The following is a 20,545-nucleotide window of genomic DNA, read 5'->3' as shown; positions in this document are numbered from 1 at the left end:
AAACCATCGCCATAAGACGATGGTTTGCCTTTCTTATTACTTATTCTTTTTCTTTGCATTGATATATAGTTTACCTTCTGCGGCTTTTCTTACCTCATTACCATAATCGTCACGGGCAATAACTTCAATTAAAGCGCCATCTGCTTTTACATTAGAAGTAGCCGTATAGTAACCAACATAACGACCATCTTCCATTTCCATCATCGGAAGTTCAGTGGCATTCGTTACATTTGTTAATGGCATATGAATAACGAAAGTCGCATCCAGCCCAGGTTCACTATAGAACTCGATTTGTACAGACTCTCCAGACTTGAGTTCTTTATCTTCAGTTGGAGTAAGACCTGTCATATCATCGATGCCGAACTTTGCATCAACAGTTATGGTACTAGTAGTTGTATTACCAGCCATATCTTTTGCAACCACTACTATTTCATTTTCACCTTCATTTAGGAGAATGCGGTGACTATAACTACCTTCTGTAACATTCGCCTGTTGACCGTTCACTGTTACTGTATCAAGATACTCATCATCAACTGATCCACTAACCGTAATCACTTCACGATTTGTTTTTAACTCATCTTCTGGCGAATCAATGGATAAGGTTGGCAGAGTTGCATCATACGTAACTACAACAGTTTCTGATGCATCTGTCATTCCGTTATCACTGGCTGCCTTCGCTGTTAGACTGTTTGCACCTTCTGATAATGTTACAGTTCCTTGGAACCTTCCTTCATTGTCAGACTGAACAACAGCAACCTCTTCCCCATTATTGTATAAGTGAACTGTGTAATCTGCAGCAGTTGTACCTTCCACCACAACGTCTTGCTCGTTTGTAAAACTATTAGCAATTGGCGAAGTAATCGTTGGAGCTGTGACTTCATAATCCACTAATGCACGGATCATGTAGTTACCTTCATCCTCTGGTGAAGGACTCCATCCTCCACCCACTAGCTGCCAACTTCTTCCTGCATTTTGGCCATCTTCATCTGTTCCTAATCCAGGAGCGTAAGGGTTAGCCTCTGTTTGGATGTATACTACATAAAACTCGCTTGGTACAACGATACCATGTTCGCTTAAGTCAACCTGAGTCCATTGGCCATTTCTTAAGGCATTAGCATCAATTGGTCCGGCCAGTTTTTGACCAGGAGCACCGTCTACACCAGTGGCATCATAGACTTCTACATCAAAATCAGTTCCACCAGGAGTTGGCCAAGAAGTATCCCAGAAACGGAATAATGCACCGTTTAGAATAGCTTGTGACTGACCATTTTCAAGGGTCATCTTTACAGCCCAGCCATTGCCAGCATCATAGAACGCTCTAGCATTTTCCGCTGTTCCATCATCATAACCAATTTCACCTGGGTAACCAATAAATGGTCTTAAGGATAGACTTAAATCTACAGGATTTTCACTATCAATCGTGATTTTAACTTCTTCACTGTAGTATGAAGGAGCAGAGACTTTCAAAGTGTAAGTCCCTTCGTAAGCTTCGATTGTGAAATTCCCATTCTCATCTGTTGCAACAGGAGCAACTGCTGCATCTTCTACTAAATAGAGTGTAGCCCCTTCAACAGGTAGTCCAGTTTGGTCATTGATCACTGATCCGGATACCGTACCTTGCGGAAGCTCTTCAAGAGTAAAGTTTGCTATTATTTCCCCATCCGCAGGAATATCGACAACTTGAGTTTCGGTTCTGTATCCATAAGCCTCTGCAGCCAAAGTGAATGTACCCGCAGCGTGAACCATTTTAAAGCTACCATCTTGTGGATTTGTTTGAGTAGATCTACCTGACTCTACTACCGTTACCGTTGCACTCATTGGAAGTGCTAAAGGTGTGATTTTCTCTGGTGTGTCTTTTACAGGTTCTTTTTCAATTTTCACAGCTGGGACAATTTTATTCGGATTTACATTCTCTTTCTTAGCAGAAGAAGAGTCTGTAATACCAAGCTGTCCCTTATCCTGACCATTTCCAACCTTCCCTTTTTGGCTACTCGTATTTATTGGAGTATCCGTAAGTTTTACATCATCAATGTACCAACCTTCGCGTAGAACACTACCATCCGTTGTTACGTTAAATGCAACATAGATTCGTTGTCCAGCATATTCACTTAGATCAACTTCCCCATCAACCCAACCATCTGTAACATTATTAACTCTTAACTTTTGAACCCAGTTTTCTTGGTCAGTTGAAACGAAGACATGACCATAATCATAGTTTCTCTCAAGGTTATGCCACTGTTTGAATTGTAGATAAGAACTGCCATCAGGAAGATCAATTGGCGGCATAACAAGGTTCATATTGGCCCGATTGTCATAGTTACCTTCTAGGTTTGTTGCATAAACATTCTCACCAGAGAACGCTCCACCTGGCCCAGAAATTGGTGTACCCCACTCCCAAGTATTGTTGTCTCCATAAGAAGTCCAACCAGATGGAGTAGATTCAAAGTCTTGCTCATAACCAACTGTTATACCTGGTAAAACAGGTACTTCAATTGAACCTGATGTTGATTCATTGGAACCAAAATCAAGTGCTACGATCTCATATTGTAACGATGGTTCTGCTATGTCTTCTCCAGGAATCGTTGCTTCATAAGTTCCACTTTTATAGTCCCCACTGATTCGTGAAGCTTCAATTTCAACTATACTACCATCTTGATTTTGATAGCGAACTAACACATTCGTTACACTCACATCGTCACTGGCTTCTGCGTGTAACGTTACATCCATTCCAGTGAACACTTCATTTGGACCTTGGTGTTCTAAAGTCGGAGCTGTATCATCATCGCCATCTTTCGTAACGTTACCCTTAACAGTTCCTAATCCGTTTATTACAGAGGAAACTGCATCATAAGCATTTACTAATCCAGCTCCATACCCATTATTTGGTGATTCAGGATATTCGCCATCCGTTAAAGGAATAGCTGTATTCATAAGGATTTCTTCAATTTCATCAACCGTTAAGTTCGCATTTACTTGTTTTAATAGTGCTACAACAGCGGATACATGTGGACCAGCCATTGATGTACCATTCCATCCCCCCTCATAAGCTCCACCAGGAACTGAAGAGCGGATATTTACGCCAGGTGCTGAAATATCTGGCTTAATCTCATCATATGGAGAAGGCCCTTCTAATGAAAAGCTCGCTAAACGATTTTGCGAGTCTGTTGCACCCGTCGCAAAAGACTCTGGATAGTTAGCAGGTGTAGCGATGGATCCTGGTCCACCTGGATTGAATAGCGTTGTATTCCCTGCTGAGAATTCTGGAAAGATTTCAGCAGCCCGCCATGCTTGAACCATTGGACGGTACCATTCGTCCATACCTGAACCTCCACCCCATGAATTGTTTACAACATCCGGAGCCATTTCAGGGTGTGGATTTCCTGCAGCATCTTTTGGTGCTAGAATCCATTCACCTGCTTCTAAAAGATCGACATCTGTACCACCTGCTGCAGTGAATGCCTTAACAGCTATCCACTTAGCACCAGGTGCAACACCAATTTGGTTTGAACCATTTGGCTCGCTACCTACCATTGTTCCTGTCACGTGCGTTCCGTGACCTTGGTCGTCGTAAGGAACTGAGCCACCAGCAGTCGCATCAAACCAGTTATACTCATGATTTGGAGATGTAGGGTTATTTGGATCATACCCACGATATTTTTCTATTAGCGCTGGATGATCCCATTGAACACCTGTATCAATAGATGCTACAACTACACCTGTACCGTCAATTCCCATATCCCAAACGGCAGGAGCCCCAATTTGCTCAATATTCCATTCAATGGATTGAGTCTCCGCATTAATTTGGTTTTGTTTTTCTACAGCAGGTTGAATGAGTTGTCTAGTCTCATTTGGTAAAATCTTTTCAACCTCTGCAAATGCAGCGATTTCTTCCATTACTTCCTTGGTAGCAGTAACCGCTAATCCATTCACAATGTAAAAAGATTGAAAATCTTTTACTTTACCATTCTTCTTTTCCTTTTGAAGAAAACCTTTTATATTTCTTTGAGTTTCAATGGATTTACCTCTTAGTGCAGAAACAACAGCCGAACGTTTCATATACTTTTTACTGGCAGCGGTGGCATTTTTACTAGCTGCATTCTTTTCTGCCTGTTGTGCTGCTGTTTGCGGATCCGCTTGTTCCTTCATTTTAACTAAAAAGGTAACATATTCTTGATCCTCAAAGCTTTTCATTACCGTTGAATTAACTTTGTTGGAGAGATTCTGAACTACATTAGATTTTACCGAAGTGTGAAGTTCATTTGCAGCAATACTTGTTGGTGCAGGAAGTACTAGTGTTAATGCAATAACTAGCATCCATAATTGATAGAACCATCTTTTCCGAGTGCTTCTTTTCACTCTTTACCCCTCCCTTTTTATAAAACAAATAACTTGTTCCGCCCTCCTTTCTATTTTTATTTCACCCCTATGTAAATTCTTTGGTGTACATAACTAGCGTAAATCATGAAAAGAAGCGAATGATGTCGAATGTTGTCTATAATTTACTGAAAATTCAAAAAATAAACCATTGGTATCATTTTACAAATAATGTAACTAGTTATATTGAACCCTGATGGAAATTGTAGACGCTTTCCTTATTTGGAAAAATATATCATTTGTTCTATTTCTTGTTTTATTTCCTCTATCGAAATGGAAAAATGAACCAAAACCACTAGAAAATAAAATGCCTATGTTAAAAATACGAGGTTGGACTTATGTAAAATCATGGTATTTGTACATTTTTTCTATCTTGTAGACTACTACCCGCTGAATTTGTACAACTATTAGACTAATACGTAATTTGGGAAATGATTATAGGGTCTCCTTGCGTGCAAATAAAAAAACTGGTCAAAACAATGACCAGTTTCCTTTAATTTGCTTTTAATTCATATTTTACTTCTGCAAAGTTTTTTATTAGTAAGGTTGTATCCACTTCTTTACCCGTCCTCACATCAATTGTTTTTCTCCATATTTCATTTTCTCTATAATTCTTCCCATCCATTTGAATAAATCTGTGATTTCTCTCTTCAATGTGGTAAGAGTACGGCCAAACTCGATCCGTTAAGATGGATCCTTTTAAATGTTTGTCAGTAAGCCAAACGTTAATCTGGAATGTTTGATCAGTTTTATTTTCAAATCGTAAGTCTACATAGTTATAAAACACACCCGCTCCACTCCCAAAAGGAAGAACTCTCCCACTATCGGGGAATGGATCAAAACTATGATGGTGACGTTCTGACACAACTAGAGGTGTGTGAAGGGCCATCCAATACAACAAATTGGCCATCTGACACAACCCACCACCTACTCCAGTGACTACTTCCCCTCTAGCCAAAAGCATACCTTCTATAAAACCATTTCTTTTTGAAGGCTTTCCTACTAATTGCCAAAACGAAAAAACTTCACCAGGATGTATAAGGACACCATCTATTTTTTTAGCTGCCAATTTTAAATTCGTGATTTTATTTTCTTGAAGCCTTGGGTCACTGTCTCCTAATTTTCTTCTTAATAACGATTGGTGTTTTTTACAACTGTATTTCAATTTTTGTTGATTATGCTTCTTGGCAAATTTATCTCTATCTAGCCAATCCTTTACATAACGAAATAATTTTTTTTGCCCAATCCTTGTATGGTAAAAGATTGGATGTATTTCTGACAACCGCAATTGACCCACCCCAATTTTATTTAATAATTCCCCTTTCCAAAATATTCAAGATATAGTTCAAATATCCTCCTTACTAAGTAGTCTATTTGTACATTTTTTTCTTTTATAAAGAGATAATGTTTATATTTTTGTGTACTCTATGGTTCCATTCACGTACATTGTAAATATACAGATCAAGGGAGGTATATAGATGTATTACCAAACGCCCTACTTTCAATATGCACACCGGAACCAAACGAATGGAAAAAATAACAAAGTAGAAGTTTTGGGTGAAGGAAAAGTGTCCGCCTCACCTGATATAGCCATAATCCGTTTAGGTGTCATTACGGATGGAAAGGAACTTACGAACGTTCTCAGTGAAAATTCGGACGCCATGAATAATGTCATCACATCGCTTAAAGGCCAAGGAATCCCGGATGAAAACATTAAGACAGACGAATATAGAATCGACATCCAATATGATTATATAGATGGGAAGCAAGTTTTTAGAGGATATAGGGTAACAAATATGATAGAAGTTACCATTGATAACGTAAACATGTCAGGGGTGGTAGTTGATACAGCCGTTAAAAATGGGGCGAATACTGTATCTAATATTGAATTTGCTATTGAAAATCCCGCAAATTATTATAATCAAGCACTTGAGCTTGCTGTAGAAAATGCTCACTCTAAGGCGAGTACGATTGCCAAAGCCACTGGAGTCACTCTACAGCCCGTTCCGTTTTCAATATCGGAAGTGACAACACCACAAGAAAGACCGGTTATGTATGAAACTACGGCCATGGTAAAAGGGGTCTCTACTCCGCCCATTCAGGCTGGAGAATTGGAAATCACCGCGAAGATTATTGCAAAATATAGTTTCTCCTAATTAAATTATGGATGACCAAAGAAGACTTCAAAATCATGAGAATAACGGAACCTGTGTCCGGCTAATTAGCCATAAGGACACAGGGTCCACTATTCACCCAAAAAAGCGTGTTTTTAAGGATTTGGCGGACAGAATCCGCTATTTGCGATAATTCGGATGGAAATGTCCTTAAAACAGTCGAATAGCGGAACGAGAGGCCGTTTTCACCTCAAAAATCGGCATTTTAATTAAAATTATGAACCGTAAGTCCGGCTAGATAACACATATTAAAATCTAACTGGACGTCCAGCCTTCTCTCCAAAAATACACACTTGATACGCCTTGTCTAATCGGTAGGTTATAGGTGTAAATCCTCCGTACTCCTTTTCCCCTTGGACAGCATCAATCGGGACAATTTCTTGAATGGAATTGGTAACAAACACTTCGTCCGCCGACAAGAGGTCACTCATTTCATAGAACCCTTCATGCACTCCTATTCCAAGGTAATTAGCAAGCTTCATTACAAACTGACGAGTTATTCCATTCAGTATTCCTGTCTTAACTGTAGGTGTGAACAGTTCCCCGCTCTTGACCCAAAACACATTTGAAACGATACCTTCCGCTACATACCCTTCAGTGGTTAGAAAGAGTCCTTCTAATGCTGGATTATCTCCAATTTCTCGCTTGGCCAGAATGTTATTTAAATAGTGGTGGGACTTTAAACGAAATTCCCCCTCTGGCGTGTTTCGAGTTCGCTTTAGAACTTTTAGCTTTTTAACCTGTTTGACTTTCGTTTCAGGTAAGGGACTTTGAAATATAAGCACATTTGGATCTAAATAAGGAGAAGTTTGTAACCCTACATCTCCAACACCAGCCGATATATTTAATCGAAGTCTGGATTCAGGCCATTGATTTTTGGAACAAAGTGTTTGGACGGCATGAAAGATTTCTTCCTTTGAAAATTTTAGGTGGATATTCAATTCTGTAAGCCCTTGTTGAAGTCTATCCCAATGCTCGTTAAATAGGAAAGGTTTTCCCTCATAGGTGCGAAAGGTTTCAAACACACCAAGTCCATATAGGAAACCGTGGTCAAACGGAGAAATTGTCACTTCATCCTTGTGGACGATCTTGCCGTTAATGTATATAAACAAAATAAAACCACTCCAATCACTTTTGGACTACTTTTTATGAACCGGAGAATAGGCATCTAAAAAATTTTGTAAGAGCTTTTTCCCATCTCCTGTCATGATAGACTCTGGATGGAATTGCACTCCCTCAATCGGTAGTTCCTTATGACGAAGTCCCATAATTTCTCCTTCTTCTGTCCAAGCTGTTATTTCTAAACAATTCGGTAATGTCTCTTTTTTTACAATAAGTGAATGGTATCGTGTTGCAGTAAAAGGATTAGATACCCCCTTATATATCGTTTGACCATTATGAATCATTTCAGAGGTTTTTCCGTGCATGAGCCTCTCAGCTCGTACTACTTTACCTCCAAAAACTTGAGCAATGGATTGATGACCTAAACAAACTCCAAAAATAGGAATCTTACCGGCGAAATGTTTAATAGCCTTCATACTAATACCCGCTTCATTAGGACTACATGGTCCTGGAGAAACCATTAAATAGTCTGGATTCAACTCTTCAATTTCTTTAATAGTAATGTCGTCGTTTCTCTTAACCACCAATTGCTGCCCTAAATCTCCTAAATATTGAACAAGGTTATACGTAAATGAATCATAGTTATCAATCATTAAGATCATTTTTCTTCCCCTAGTCTTTTCTCAGCCATTTCTGTAGCTTTCCACAAGGCGGCTGCTTTTTTTAGTGCCTCTTTATATTCATGCTTCGGATTAGAATCAATTACAACGCCGGCACCAGCCTGAATATGTCCAAAACCGTTCTTCGCCAATAGCGTTCGGATCACTATATTTAATTCAAGGTTACCGTCAAACCCAATCCATCCAATGGACCCAGTATAGATTCCTCTCTGAACGGGTTCTAACTCCTCAATGATTTCCATTGTTCTTATCTTTGGTGCTCCTGTAATTGTGCCACCTGGAAACGTTGCTTCAATAAGATCAAACCCATCCTTATCCACTGCCAAGGTTCCACGTACATTTGAAACAATATGCATCACATGAGAATATTTTTCAATCACCATAAACTCATTTACTTCAACACTTCCATATTCGCAGACTCGACCAATATCATTTCTTTCTAAGTCAACAAGCATAACATGTTCTGCTCGCTCTTTTTCATTCTCCATTAATTCCCTAGCGAGCTGTAGGTCTTCTTCATGATCTTTCCCACGTGATCTTGTACCTGCAATAGGACGTGTACTTACTTCTCTCCCTTTTTTCTTAATTAACAATTCTGGGGAACCGCTAACAATTTGGAAATCGGGGGTATGCATATATCCCATATAGGGGGATGGATTTAATATGCGTAACTCTTTATAGATATCAAAAGGATTTGCCGATAAAACCTTTGACTGACGAACGGATAAATTAACTTGGAAGACATCTCCTTGTGCAATATATTCCCGTATTTTTTCGACAGCTTCCATGAACTGCTCTTCGGTCATCGATACATGCAACTTATCATCTGTTGCAAGAAAGTGATCTTCCTTTTGTGGATGAGCACTTGCTTCGAGCCATTCCTGCTTCATCCTTTCAAGAGTGTTTTTCCCTTCCAAGTCATCACTTGCCAAGTTCATAAACCATAACTGATCCTGTTCATGTTCAAAAACAACCCACTCTTTAAAGACCAAAAAGTATAGAATCGGCATTTCTAAATCATTTCTTGAAAGGGAAGGTAGCTTTTCTATATAACGAGCATAGTCGTAGCTGATATATCCTATAGCTCCGCCTTGGAAATCAGGTAATTGATCATCGGTCTCGGTCACGTAGTTCTGCATCCATTCTTTTACTAAATGAAGAGGATTGCCTTCTTTATGTTCATTATTTTTCTCAGCATAAATATGTAGGCCATTGTCACTTGATTTCAAAACTGCAAAGGGCTGTAACCCAGCAATACTATATTGCCCCCCTCTTCCACTTTCAAGAAGGATGTGATGCTCATAGTTTTCTTGTACCTTTGTATAGAATGAAAAGAACTCTTCCTTTGTCATAGGAATCGTCTCTGAATAAACTTTTGGTTGTTGCATTTTGGTTACCTCCAAAAAAACAAATTTCACACTAGTACCATCATAATCGATTCTTCTTAACACTTCACTCAAAATTTAAAAAGCGCCTGCACGATATACGTACAGACGCTGTATTTTAGGAAGAACTATTTGAAAACATTAAAAAATAATGACGAACATTATATACATAATGAACAATTGGCACATACAACACCTAAAACAATGAAAGCCCTACCTCTCTTTCATCCTTACGGCTCCGAGACCGTGCCAGTGTGAATCAGGTACTACATTTAAAGCTACATCTTACTCTTACCTACTATGTCAGTTCACTTATAGATGGGAAACTAAATAATGAATAGAAGTTAGAATTACTCAAATGGTTTATTTGAAAGGGTTTAATATGTGGTGGAGTATCTGAAGAGTTTCATATAAAAGGCGACGTATAAGACGTCGCCATCATCATCATTAGATTAACTTACGCTTTTGTTACGTTAGCTGCTTGAGGTCCACGGTTACCTTCAACGATTTCGAAAGTTACTGTTTGACCTTCTTCTAAAGATTTGAAACCTTCGCCTTGGATAGCTGAGAAGTGTACGAATACGTCGTCTCCACCTTCAACTTCGATAAATCCAAAACCTTTTTCTGCATTAAACCATTTTACTTTACCAGTGTTCATTTAAAAATTCCTCCTAAATCTGTTTAACCATTACCCAATCATTAAAAATCATGTCCCAAAGAAAAAGTCACAAATCCGCTTAAGATGTAATGTTTAAGTTAACTTACAACTTAAGGAAACTGCGACTTACATCTATTTAGTCTATATTTTAATAACGAGAACATGGTGATATAAGTAAAACATACATTTGCCTATAAAGTCAAGCTACCGGACATGCCTTTTCCAAAAAAAAGCAATAATCTACTTATTTCCTTTTTTTCTATATTCTTCTCTCCTATAATAAAAATAAAAAACATGTGGGTGCTGCAGATGAGAAATGTACGTATTATTAGTTCAGGGATATACCTTCCAAAGAAAAAGGTCTATTCCACAGATATTGATCACTATTTTAATGAAACACCTGGTACTATGGAGGCATTGTCCGGAGTTAGAACAAGATATTATGTGGAAGACGAAACAGCCTCTGAAATGGGTACTCAAGCTTCCATTCAAGCATTATCCAAAGCGAACCTATCCATAAAAGATATAGATTGCATTGTGTGCGCAAGTGGGACCATGGAACAGCCAATACCCAGCACTGCTTCTTTTATCCACCAGAAGCTTGCTGGAGATGAATACCCCATTCCGGCCTTTGATGTGAATTCTACTTGCTTAAGTTTTGTTACGGCCTTTGATTTATTAGGGAATGCTCTCCATTTAGGACAATACAAGAAGGTCCTCCTTGTTTCTACTGAAATTAGCTCAGTAGGCTTGAATAAAAATGATCGTAAAACCCATTCTTTGTTTGGAGATGGAGCTGCAGCATTTATTCTAGAAGCCTCTTCATCTAGTAAACTATTAGGCTCCTTAATGAGAACCTACAGCAGCGGTGTACATTATACTGAAATACCTGGAGGAGGAACCAAGCTTCACCCTAACCTAACAAATTCAGAACTTCCCTTTTTGTTCCATATGGATGGGAAGAAAGTATTTAAAACTGCCTCCAAATATATCCAAACATTTGTTGAGGATTTGTGCGAATCCTCTCATGTCCGGCTCAAAGACATTGATTATATAGTGCCACATCAAGCTAGTGGAAGTGCCATCGATTTAATGGAAAAACGTTTACAGTTAAAACCAGGACAAATGATTAAAATCGTTAGAGATTACGGGAATATGATTGCCGCATCCATCCCTTTTACTCTCCATCTTCTTCTAGAAGAACACGATATAAAACGTGGGACTACTATTATGTTATTAGGAACATCTGCTGGATTAAGTATTGGGGGATTAGTGATTGAATACTAAAAAACGAATTCTCATCACCGGTGCTCGAGCTCCTTATACTCTTGAACTAATTAGAGCACTCGGAAAATGTGGCCACACGATTTATGTAGCCGAAAGTTTATCCATTACGGTTTCTTCGTTTTCTAGATATATTGAAAAAACCATTCAGGTGGCTTCACCAAGACAAAAGACAGAGAGCTTCATTCAACAGTTAATTCAGATCATTCAGGATTACTCTATTGATTTGTTAATACCTACTTGTGAAGAGTCCTACTATATAAGTGAACATCTCGAGACGATACAATCATTCTGTGAAGTATTTACCGATAGCTTTACAAAGATTCTAGACCTTCATAATAAATTTACTTTTATTGAGAGCATGAAAAAATGGAACTTTAATACACCTGAAACATTCTTAGTAAATGATAGTACCAATTTACAACAATTACATTTACATTCTCAAAAGACTTATATATATAAACCTGTATACTCCAGATTCGGAATTCAAGTTATGGATTTTACAGTTGATAAGCTAGAAGAGTTGGCTACACTTAAGTCTTCACCCTTTGTTCCATTCGTTGTTCAAGAAAAATTAGTAGGCAAAGAATTTAATCTCTTTGCAATTTGTCATAAAGGTAAAATGCTAAGTTCTGCTATTTATGATAATCGTTATAAAAGTGGAAAATCATCCGTCTACTTTAGGAAAGTAGATCGACCTACGATACAAAAATGGTTAACGAAGGTTGTGGAAAAAATAAACTTTACGGGATTTATTGGTTTTGATGTTATGGAAACAAATGGATTTATTTATCCATTGGAATGCAACCCTCGTTGCACTAGTGGCATTCATTTAATCAATCCAGAAGTCATCGCCACATGCCTTATAGATAAACGTACCCCTTTAGAACAAATAGACTACCAATCTACGAAAGCCCTAATTTTTGGAATGTTATTAGCAAAAAAAGACCGTGACTGGTTACCATCTATACTAAAGGCTAAGGATGTATTGTGGGATACGGATGATCTTCTTCCCTTTTTGACCCAACCATTAAGTCTTATTCCTCTTTGGAAAAGGATGATTCATGAAAGAATTAGCTTAATTGAAGCCACTACTTTAGATATTGAATGGAATGGGGATTACAGCCAATGAAAAAAATATTAGTTACCGGTGCAACCGGTTTTCTCGGTGGGCATTTAGTTCGATATTTATCTAAAAAAGGCTATACCGTAACTGGGACAGGAAGAAATCTTCAAAAGGGTGAATGGTTAAAAGAAGAAGGGATCTCTTTCGTTCCAGGCGACCTACAACAAAAGGACTTCTGTCAGGAGCTTGTAAGAAACCATCATTATATCATTCATTGTGCAGCCCTTTCCGAGCCTTGGGGAGATTATCAATCATTCTACACAGCCAATGTAACAGTTACAGAAAATCTCTTAAAAAGCGCAAGGGAGCACGGAGTCAAGCGCTTTATTCATGTTTCAACCCCAAGCATTTATTTTCGATATAATGATGCAACAAATGTTAAAGAAACAGCGGAGCTTCCAAAGCGGTTTGCAAACCATTATGCGCATACGAAATATATAGCAGAACAAAAAGTGAAACAATACCAAGAAAAAGGATTAGAAACCATTATCATACGTCCAAGGGGATTATTTGGACCAGAGGACTCAACCATTTTACCAAGACTACTCACCCTTAATAAGACCAAAGGCATTCCGCTATTTAATAATGGAAAGACTTTAATTGACCTTACTTATGTTGAAAATGTGGCTCATGCCTTAGAGCTAAGTTTAGAGAAGGGTGAAGTCGGTCAAACCTATAACATTTCAAACGGAGAGCCCTATTCCTTTAAAAGTCTTTGTGACCTTTTATTTACTCACTTAAAGATAAACGTTCAGTATAAGAAACTTCCCTACCCTGTAATTTTTAGAGTCGCTTACTTCCTAGAAGCTATCTATCAATTGCCATTCATTAAGAAGGAACCATTTATTACAAGGTACAGTGTTAGTGTTCTGGGCAACTCCCAAACCCTAAGTATTGAAAAGGCACGCAAAGAACTAGGATACGAACCCTTAATAAGTATCGAGGAAGGAATTATTCACTATGCCAATTGGTACAAATCGATATATTCATAGCTTACAAGTGTATAAAACAGGTGAATGCTATCAAAGAGGCAAATTAGCTGATCAAATGAACTCTTGGAAAAAGACGGCTTTTCCCTCTTTAATTTTCACATTTGAACATCCAACAGAAGGCACGATCCTTTTTGATACGGGTTATGATTCTACATTTTTTGATGTAACAGACCCATTCCCTTATACCCTATACCGCCTGCTCACACCTGTAAAATTGGAAAATTCTTTTTCTTTTGAGACGGATCTACCCGCGGTCAATGCTGTATTCCTTTCCCATTTCCATGCGGACCATGTCGGGGGCTACCACCGGTTTTCAAATAAAGTAACGTTTTGTTCTAAATGGGAGTGGACTGAACTTCATGGAAAAAAAGGAGTTTCTGCTGTAAAAAAAGCATTTATTCCAGAATTAATTCCCAAAGATACAAACTTTACCTTCATCGAGGATAGGAATCATGTTCGATTACCTGAAGAGTTATATCCCTTTACTGAAGGATATGACTTATTTGGGGATTCACTCATGTTTGCTGTTCATTTACCAGGACACACGAACCATCAGTACGGACTGTTTTTAAAACTGAGAAAAAAATGGGTATTATTATGCGCCGATGCGAGCTGGTCTTTCTCGTCTATCCAACACCAAGCACTTCCACACCCTATTGCAAAGCTTGTCATTGAAGGTTGGAGTGCATATAAAAATACTTTTAACAAGCTACATAAATTAACCAACAACAATCAGGAGCTCCTCATTTTCCCTTCACATTGTGAACAATCCTATCAAAGATATAAGGAGGCTCTCTATGAATTGGACAAGTAAGCTGAACATTTTGTTCAGCTATTTACTATATAGAAGGAAATATCAATCAAGAAATTCACTAGAAAAAGTACAACAAAAATGGCTAAAGCAGCAGTTGAAATTTGTTAACAAACATTCCACATTTTATAAAGAAATCGGTCATCAACTATCCTCATATCCCATCATGAATAAGCAAAGCATGATGAAACATTTTGATGAGCTGAATACCAAAGGGCTGACTAAAGAAGAATGTTTAAAGGTAGCCATTTCTGCTGAGAAGTCTAGAGATTTCTCCCCGACACATAAAGGCGTAACAGTGGGACTATCATCTGGAACCTCTGGCAACAAAGGGATATTTCTTGTTTCAGAAAGGGAGCAGTACCAATGGGTTGGTGCCATATTAGCTAAAGTACTAGAGGGCAGGAGTATCTTTCAAAAAAGAAAAGTCGCCCTTTTTTTAAGAGCAAACAGCAATTTATATGAAACTGCAAATGAAGGCAATATTGACTTTCATTTCTTTGACCTATTCTCAAATATCGACAAAGAAGTGGCGAGACTCAGTCAACTAAATCCAGAAATCATTGTTGCTCCCCCATCTGTTTGGATCGAGATAATAAAACGCTGTGGTCATTCCGACTTCGAGAATGTAGAACAGCTTTTTTCCATAGCAGAAGTGCTACCAGATGAAACAAAAGAAAAAGTAGAGACTTTCTTTTCATTACCTTTGGGACAAATTTATCAATGCACGGAAGGCTTTTTAGGTTGTACCTGTTCACACGGAAAGCTTCACCTAAATGAAGATATTGTATTTGTGGAAAAAGAATATGTAGACGATTTGCGTTTCATCCCGATTATTACAGACATGAAAAGAACTTCTCAACCCATTATTCGATATAGACTCAATGACATTTTAATAGAAGATCCTGAAGGCTGTAGCTGCGGCAATCAGACTCTAACGATAAAAAGAATTGAAGGGCGCGAGGATGATGTGTTCTTTTTGTTGACTACAAACGGAGAGAGACAAAAGCTTTTTCCTGATCTTTTATCTAGAACTCTATTGCACGCATTACCCAACGATATAGAGAATTATCGAATTCGTCAGGTAACCCATAACGAATTAGTAATTGAAGTCTCAAGGGATCTACATGACCATGAGAAACAGGCTATCATAAGTGAGTTTTCCACCCTATTTAACCAGCAAAAAGTAGTTTCACCAATCCTACAATTTAAGAGCTTCCTCCCATTAGAAAAAGGACAAAAATTAAGAAGAGTAGTGTCAGAAATAAGGCCATGAGAGGTTCCTCATGGCCTATTGTTTTGATTCTCGGTCTTCCTCTTTAAAATATGTCCAACCTTCTCTTTGTTCAATCCTGTTTGCTTTCATCAGTTTACCTAAAGCCCTTTTAAAGGAAGCTTTACTCATACCGAAACGCTCCAGAATATCATCTGGCTGGCTTTTGTCACTATACGGCATAGCACCATTTCGAGAATGCATATAAGATAAGATAGCCTCAGAATCTTCGTCCATTTTTTCATGTCCACGTGGGATCAGGGATAAATTTAAAGTTCCATCCTTTTTTACATCTATGACTCGTCCTTCAATTGATTCACCTAACCTCGGTTCCTTCGGTCTCTCAGACTCATGAACAAACCCTCTATACCCATCCTCTGTTAGGACAAAGGTACCTACCTTAGATTCTCTATATACCCGACCTTTAACATTATTATTTTTCATGGTTTCGGGAGCTTTCTTAGTGAGCTGTTGAATAATATTCTCTGTTGCAAGGCGTCCGAACAGTCTACCATTTCGATCCGTTTTCAAGGATAAAAATAATTGATCCCCGTTCGATGGCCACACACTTTGAAATAAGGGTAGGTCGTCCAAAGATACTAAAATATCTTTGTTAATTCCAATATCAACGAATACGCCTAAGTTCTCAACAACATTCACAACTTCTGCCCAGCCGTATCGTCCGACCTGGATTTTAGGGATTTTAGATGTAGCTGTTAACCTTCCTTGTTTATCCTGGTAAATAAATACAGATAGGGATTCTCCGACTTCTAGTTGTCTATCCACTTCACTTTGATGTAAGAGTACATCTTCTTCTCCGTCTGTTAAGAAGTAGCCAAAGGGAGCAATCCTTTCAACCTGAAGCGTGGTCACAGTTCCAGCTTCTATATGTTCCATATCTTAATTTCCTCCTAGAGATGTCGTTCTTTTATGTATAAGTTATTCAACAAAAACAAAGATAAAGGCGGAATCACCTTTATCTTTTTTATCATATATGTTCCATTGAGGTTTTCTACATTGCTGAGCTTGGGTTATGAACCACTTCAATAAATTTTGTCGATTGTTCCATTTTACTTTCACAGATTGGACATGCAGGTTCCTCACTGCTTTTAAAGTTATCCCTTACCCAACAATTACAATCGTCTGAAGAACAAACCCAAACTATCGTATCGAGCTTTTCTACTTCTTCTTGGTTTTTACGGTTGAACATTAACATAACCCCCAATGATCATTTGGATTGAGGTAATCCTATTTTAATGATAGGGTACCCAACACTCCCAAAATTTACTCATAGAATTTGAAAAGAAACTCTATATCAAGAAAAATTTGGAAAGCAATAAGAAAATAAAAAAAGGCGTAATCATTTCTAAAAGGCCTTCTTGTTTGCCTTTTCCAAAAGAAGATACGACCCCATATCAAAAAAGATTTTTTAAAAAATTTAATCCAATACCTTTACTATACTCTATTTTTCATGTAAAATCAAGGTTTGGTTTTTTCTACATTAATTTTTCTTCTCCACTTACTTGCTCAGATACCAACACCGAACAGAATGTTCACCTCATATCAAAAACAAAACAAGCCTTTCTCCTCATGACATCTAATGACTATTATCCCGTTATAACTTCTTTATTTTTCCATATATTTGTATAGGCCTGCTTTACGGAAGTACTTCCTCCTACACTTTTATTAAAGGAGCGAATTATGAAAAGAACATTATCATTACTTATTATGTTTCTTTTAGTGTTATCCCCTTTTACAGCATTTGCTGGTTCACTTGGTAAAGGGGACCCTGAAGGCACTCCTGGCCAGTGGTATTTGGGCTCCACCCCATCCTATGTAGATCCTGCTAAATCCCCTATTGTATTTGTTCACGGATTAAATAGTTCAGCTACCACCTGGTGGGTTGAAAACGATATGTATGATATAGCCTATAACAATGGATATGAAACAGCTTTTATCGACTTATATCCTACTGAAAATATGTGGGACAATGGGCAGCTGTTGGCTTCAAAACTCCAAGACATCTATAACCATTTTGGAGAAAAGGTCGTGGTCGTTGCCCATAGTAAAGGCGGAATCGATACACAATCTGCTCTTGTCCATTACGGGGCGTATCCTTATGTACACAGGGTTATTACCCTTTCAAGCCCACACCATGGATCCCAGTTAGCGGACCTCGCTTACAGTAGCTGGGCTGGATGGTTGGGTGATATTCTTGGTGGAAAAAATAACGCAACTTATTCTCTTCAAACTGGATACATGGCAACTTTCAGATCACAAACGGATAACCACTACAATGTAAATCGTGTGCCATTTTATACATTTGGAGGAACGGGTTGGGGAAGCTTTGGTAGCTCCCTTTACTGGGGAGGACTATACTTAAGCTCTTATGGTTCTAACGATGGAGCCGTAACTGTACAGAGCTCCCGCTTGCCTTATGCGACAGAAATTGCTGTTAGGGATTGGAACCATTCCGAAATTCGGGAAGGAAGCTCCACTTTCAACTATTTCGAATCCTATTTATATGAAGCTGGTCTTCATTCTTTAACCAGCAATATTGCCGAAATTTCCAATGACACGGCTGTCTCTACCTATTACAGAGGAGGCTCCTATTCCAATAAAACAAAGGAAGTCTTTGTCGTAGAAGATAAGGTTTCTGAAATTACAATTGACTGGATGAGTGATCAAAAAGATACTTCACTAAATTTAGTTGCTCCTGATGGGAAAATCTATTCTACATTTTCTATAGAAGAAGATTCAACCAGTGTATTTGCTGGTGCCTATCACCATTCCATCCAAATTCCAAATCCAACTCCTGGTGAATGGAGAGTAGAAGCTCAATCTAAGAAAGAAAATTATCTATTAAACGTGAACTTCAAAGATGGAGTAAATCATGATCTAGATGTTTCAATTAGTAAATTATTAGATGTGACGGTTCAATCAAATGGCAATGCCTTTGAAAAAGGAAAAATAAATACCACAATTTCAGTTGAGTACTATAAAAACGGAAAACTAAAATCCCAAAAGGTAAAGCTTTCGAATAAAGATGGAGAACCAAAAGTCTCCATTCCTCATCTTGGAGAAGGTATTTACAACTTGACTGTTGATATAGAAGGTAAATCTGCCAAGGGTACATCCTTTAATCGTACATTTGTAAAATCAGTCTTTATTGACAAGGATGGAAACATGATCGAATAAGAGAAAACCCCTGCCTGAGTGAGTGAACGGCGGGGGTTTTTTACTTTTGACATCATCTTGTGATAGCAGTTTCTGGTTTTGATCATCTTCCCGTTAAATACATTTTAATAATAGCTGCATACTCCCGTACATTTAGCGTAAACTCAACGATTTCTGGTGTCTTAGCGGCAAGTGGATACCCCTTAATCCCTACTTTTTCAGCAAGTTCTGTTGCCCTATATAAATGAAAGTCATTACTTACAATTACGGCTTCTTTTACATCATATAATTCCTTTGTAAATTCCAGATTTTCATAAGTTGAAGTGGATTTATCTTCGACCCATATTTTTTCTGTATCAATGCCGTTTTCAATTAAATATCGTCGGACAGCATCCGCTTCCGTCATTTCCTCCCCTGGTCCCTGACCACCTGTTACAATCGCTATTGTATCTGGGTTCTCCTGAAGATACTCTAACGCTTTATTTGCCCGATACAACAAGCTTAATGAAAGCTCAGTTCCATTTACCTTCGCCCCCAGAATAATAAGATACTCTGCATTTTGAGGGGGAGTTTGTTTCGCTGTTGAATTGACTTGGTAATTCAAATATAGAACCAGACTAATCAATAACACTATAATGACTGCAGTTATATAAACCAACTTCTTCATCAGATCTCCTTAAGATTTTCATTTTCTTCTAGTTTACTAGAAAATCGTGGTATTTTGGGTTATAAAAATTGTTTTTGATAGAATACATGGAATAAACTGTTAAAATATACATAGGAGTAAGATGGGAGTGAACGTTTTGAAAAAATTTATAAGTATTGTTCTTTACTTTGTGATCTTCACCTTCCTAAATTTCATTGTTTCATTATTTCCGGAACCCCCTCATACTGTGATGTATTTATATATTTGGACGTTTACTGGTTTAATATCTTTACTGACATGCAAGCGGATTTATAATTGGTTAGTAAATGAGGAAAACGGAATTCTGCCTCCTAGAAGGCGTGCAATAATCGTGGGGTCCGTTATTTTTTTCTCTAGTTGTGTCTGGGGTATTCGATATTGGGATGACTACCGTGAAAAACCATTAAATAATATTCTAGAATCATTCAGTTATCCTACTGTAATCTATATTAGTTCAGCAACTACCAATACACAAACCATTCATGATTCAGAAAATATTAATGAACTACTAGAATTTCTATCCCAATATCAGGTGCAAAAGTTGAAAGATGGACCTGGATTAACAGGGCCAATATTTAGGTATTCTTGGGAAAATGAAAAAGGCTGGAGAGGTCCAGTAGTTGCCATGCTTTGGATAAACGAACATTATATGTTAATAGGTACTGACTATTACAAAGTTTTGAATGGTCCGATTGATCTGGAGTGGCTAAAAGAATTTAACGCAAGAACCAATAGGTAAAAATCGGAAAGTAGTATAGGAGAGATTGTAATGGACTGCTTAGGTTGTAAGCTATTCAATAAAACCAGCACTTTCATAAAAATAGCGGAACCTGTGTCCGCATGACTAAATGAAGTGGACAGGAG

The 20,545-nt window shown here is 38.0% G+C and carries 17 protein-coding genes; 8 read left to right on the top strand and 9 right to left on the bottom strand.

Annotated elements, in window-relative coordinates:
* Positions 1-36: 36 nt before the first annotated feature.
* Positions 37-4,356: a S8 family serine peptidase gene (locus ABDZ91_RS10250; RefSeq protein ID WP_343798693.1), complete on the bottom strand. Its 4,320-nt coding sequence runs from the start codon at positions 4,354-4,356 to the stop codon at positions 37-39.
* Between the two features lie 511 nt (positions 4,357-4,867).
* Positions 4,868-5,662 carry a VanW family protein gene (locus ABDZ91_RS10245; RefSeq protein WP_425541821.1) on the bottom strand — a complete coding sequence of 265 codons (795 nt, stop codon included), beginning with the start codon at positions 5,660-5,662 and terminating at the stop codon, positions 4,868-4,870.
* Positions 5,663-5,852: 190 nt separating this feature from the next.
* On the opposite strand from ABDZ91_RS10245, the gene ABDZ91_RS10240 reads away from it, so the two are divergent.
* Complete coding sequence (locus tag ABDZ91_RS10240; protein ID WP_343798691.1) at positions 5,853-6,530, top strand: SIMPL domain-containing protein; 678 nt, start codon at positions 5,853-5,855, stop codon at positions 6,528-6,530.
* A gap of 266 nt (positions 6,531-6,796) precedes the next feature.
* Here ABDZ91_RS10240 and pabC read toward each other — a convergent pair whose 3' ends face one another.
* The 4 genes from pabC to cspD form a co-directional block, all read right to left on the bottom strand.
* Positions 6,797-7,660, bottom strand: coding sequence for an aminodeoxychorismate lyase (gene pabC / locus ABDZ91_RS10235; protein ID WP_343798690.1), 864 nt, complete (start codon positions 7,658-7,660; stop codon positions 6,797-6,799).
* A 27-nt stretch (positions 7,661-7,687) separates the two neighbouring features.
* Entirely contained in the window at positions 7,688-8,272 is a 585-nt protein-coding gene (gene pabA / locus ABDZ91_RS10230; RefSeq protein ID WP_343798689.1) for an aminodeoxychorismate/anthranilate synthase component II, read from the bottom strand.
* A complete protein-coding gene (locus ABDZ91_RS10225) occupies positions 8,269-9,678 on the bottom strand; it encodes an anthranilate synthase component I family protein (protein ID WP_343798688.1) in 1,410 nt (469 codons plus the stop codon). Before ABDZ91_RS10225 ends, pabA begins: the two co-directional genes overlap by 4 nt.
* 454 nt (positions 9,679-10,132) lie before the next feature.
* The gene (gene cspD, locus ABDZ91_RS10220; protein ID WP_343798687.1) at positions 10,133-10,333 is read right to left on the bottom strand and encodes a cold-shock protein CspD; all 201 of its coding nucleotides are present in this window, start codon (positions 10,331-10,333) and stop codon (positions 10,133-10,135) included.
* 309 nt (positions 10,334-10,642) lie between these two features.
* Between cspD and ABDZ91_RS10215 the strand changes: the two genes are divergently transcribed.
* The 5 genes from ABDZ91_RS10215 to ABDZ91_RS10195 are packed head-to-tail and all read left to right on the top strand — an operon-like array spanning position 10,643 to position 15,822.
* Complete coding sequence (locus ABDZ91_RS10215) at positions 10,643-11,620, top strand: beta-ketoacyl-ACP synthase III (protein WP_343798686.1); 978 nt, start codon at positions 10,643-10,645, stop codon at positions 11,618-11,620.
* Complete coding sequence (locus ABDZ91_RS10210) at positions 11,610-12,749, top strand: ATP-grasp domain-containing protein (protein ID WP_343798685.1); 1,140 nt, start codon at positions 11,610-11,612, stop codon at positions 12,747-12,749. Before ABDZ91_RS10215 ends, ABDZ91_RS10210 begins: the two co-directional genes overlap by 11 nt.
* Positions 12,746-13,735, top strand: coding sequence for an NAD-dependent epimerase/dehydratase family protein (locus tag ABDZ91_RS10205; RefSeq protein WP_343798684.1), 990 nt, complete (start codon positions 12,746-12,748; stop codon positions 13,733-13,735). Before ABDZ91_RS10210 ends, ABDZ91_RS10205 begins: the two co-directional genes overlap by 4 nt.
* A complete protein-coding gene (locus tag ABDZ91_RS10200) occupies positions 13,704-14,549 on the top strand; it encodes an MBL fold metallo-hydrolase (RefSeq protein WP_343798683.1) in 846 nt (281 codons plus the stop codon). The genes ABDZ91_RS10205 and ABDZ91_RS10200 overlap by 32 nt, the downstream gene beginning before the upstream one ends.
* Positions 14,533-15,822 carry a F390 synthetase-related protein gene (locus tag ABDZ91_RS10195; protein WP_343798681.1) on the top strand — a complete coding sequence of 430 codons (1,290 nt, stop codon included), beginning with the start codon at positions 14,533-14,535 and terminating at the stop codon, positions 15,820-15,822. Before ABDZ91_RS10200 ends, ABDZ91_RS10195 begins: the two co-directional genes overlap by 17 nt.
* A 15-nt stretch (positions 15,823-15,837) precedes the next feature.
* On the opposite strand, the gene ABDZ91_RS10190 is transcribed toward ABDZ91_RS10195, so the two are convergent.
* On the bottom strand, positions 15,838-16,716 hold the full coding sequence (locus tag ABDZ91_RS10190; protein WP_343798680.1) for a CvfB family protein: 879 nt from the start codon (positions 16,714-16,716) through the stop codon (positions 15,838-15,840).
* 115 nt (positions 16,717-16,831) lie between these two features.
* Positions 16,832-17,029, bottom strand: a complete 198-nt coding sequence (locus tag ABDZ91_RS10185) for a cold-inducible protein YdjO-related protein (protein WP_343798677.1) — start codon at positions 17,027-17,029, stop codon at positions 16,832-16,834.
* Positions 17,030-17,520: 491 nt separating this feature from the next.
* On the opposite strand from ABDZ91_RS10185, the gene ABDZ91_RS10180 reads away from it, so the two are divergent.
* Positions 17,521-19,017, top strand: coding sequence for an esterase/lipase family protein (locus tag ABDZ91_RS10180; RefSeq protein ID WP_343798675.1), 1,497 nt, complete (start codon positions 17,521-17,523; stop codon positions 19,015-19,017).
* An 82-nt stretch (positions 19,018-19,099) separates the two neighbouring features.
* Here the strand turns inward: ABDZ91_RS10180 and ABDZ91_RS10175 are convergent, their stop codons facing one another.
* The gene (locus tag ABDZ91_RS10175; RefSeq protein ID WP_343798673.1) at positions 19,100-19,663 is read right to left on the bottom strand and encodes a YdcF family protein; all 564 of its coding nucleotides are present in this window, start codon (positions 19,661-19,663) and stop codon (positions 19,100-19,102) included.
* A 136-nt stretch (positions 19,664-19,799) separates the two neighbouring features.
* Here ABDZ91_RS10175 and ABDZ91_RS10170 point away from each other — a divergent pair, with 136 nt between their 5' ends.
* On the top strand, positions 19,800-20,420 hold the full coding sequence (locus ABDZ91_RS10170) for a hypothetical protein (RefSeq protein WP_343798671.1): 621 nt from the start codon (positions 19,800-19,802) through the stop codon (positions 20,418-20,420).
* Positions 20,421-20,545: the final 125 nt, after the last annotated feature.

It is taken from the genome of Bacillus carboniphilus (assembly GCF_039522365.1).
Lineage (GTDB): Bacteria > Bacillota > Bacilli > Bacillales > JC228 > Bacillus_BF > Bacillus_BF carboniphilus.
This window is presented reverse-complemented; position numbering and strand designations above follow the sequence as displayed.

Coding starts and splice junctions, on each gene's coding strand:
- ABDZ91_RS10205 (WP_343798684.1), top strand. CDS start 12,746: ATGAAAAAAATATTAGTTACCGGTGCAACCGGTTTTCTCGGTGGGCAT.
- ABDZ91_RS10190 (WP_343798680.1), bottom strand. CDS start 16,716: ATGGAACATATAGAAGCTGGAACTGTGACCACGCTTCAGGTTGAAAGG.
- ABDZ91_RS10185 (WP_343798677.1), bottom strand. CDS start 17,029: ATGTTCAACCGTAAAAACCAAGAAGAAGTAGAAAAGCTCGATACGATA.
- ABDZ91_RS10240 (WP_343798691.1), top strand. CDS start 5,853: ATGTATTACCAAACGCCCTACTTTCAATATGCACACCGGAACCAAACG.
- cspD (WP_343798687.1), bottom strand. CDS start 10,333: ATGAACACTGGTAAAGTAAAATGGTTTAATGCAGAAAAAGGTTTTGGA.
- pabA (WP_343798689.1), bottom strand. CDS start 8,272: ATGATCTTAATGATTGATAACTATGATTCATTTACGTATAACCTTGTT.
- ABDZ91_RS10180 (WP_343798675.1), top strand. CDS start 17,521: ATGAAAAGAACATTATCATTACTTATTATGTTTCTTTTAGTGTTATCC.
- ABDZ91_RS10175 (WP_343798673.1), bottom strand. CDS start 19,663: ATGAAGAAGTTGGTTTATATAACTGCAGTCATTATAGTGTTATTGATT.
- ABDZ91_RS10225 (WP_343798688.1), bottom strand. CDS start 9,678: ATGCAACAACCAAAAGTTTATTCAGAGACGATTCCTATGACAAAGGAA.
- ABDZ91_RS10195 (WP_343798681.1), top strand. CDS start 14,533: ATGAATTGGACAAGTAAGCTGAACATTTTGTTCAGCTATTTACTATAT.
- ABDZ91_RS10215 (WP_343798686.1), top strand. CDS start 10,643: ATGAGAAATGTACGTATTATTAGTTCAGGGATATACCTTCCAAAGAAA.
- ABDZ91_RS10200 (WP_343798683.1), top strand. CDS start 13,704: ATGCCAATTGGTACAAATCGATATATTCATAGCTTACAAGTGTATAAA.